This is a genomic window from Paraburkholderia sp. EG286B (assembly GCF_040965655.1).
In the GTDB taxonomy this organism is placed as follows: Bacteria; Pseudomonadota; Gammaproteobacteria; order Burkholderiales; family Burkholderiaceae; genus Paraburkholderia.
This window is the reverse complement of the sequence record NZ_JBFRCF010000183.1, coordinates 1-409: the sequence shown is the minus strand read 5'-3', so window position 1 is coordinate 409 and position 409 is coordinate 1. Positions and strand designations below refer to the sequence as shown.

The window sequence follows — 409 nt, the reverse complement described above, 5'->3', positions numbered from 1 at the left end:
ACACGGGGACGACGCAAACACTGGCGAGTGCGTCTCGCTTTCGAGCCGAACCGCTATTCCAGCGAACAACTGGAGAAGGCCTATGACCAGCTCAGTCCGATTGATGCCCGAAGCACGAGGCGCGCATTGGATGCAAGGCCAGCAACGGCGAAAGCGATGAAGCGAGGGAAACGATGAGCAATGTTGCCATGGTCGCGCTTTACGCGCGAGTGTCATCCGAGCAGCAAAGCAAACGCGGCACGATAGACAGCCAGATCGCTGCATTGAAAGACCGAATTCAGACCGACGGGGCGCAGATTGTGGAGGACATGTGCTTCGTCGATGCCGGGGTGAGCGGTGCAACGCTGGTCAGGCCGCAATTGGAGCGCCTGCGCGACGCCGCCGCGCTCGGGACGGTCGATCGGCTGTA

The 409-nt window shown here is 60.9% G+C and carries 1 protein-coding gene; it reads left to right on the top strand.

Going from position 1 to position 409, the window contains the following annotated elements; all coding sequences use genetic code 11:
• Positions 1-173: 173 nt before the first annotated feature.
• A partial coding sequence (locus AB4Y42_RS44330; protein ID WP_368697910.1) for a recombinase family protein occupies positions 174-409 on the top strand: 236 nt, incomplete at its 3' end.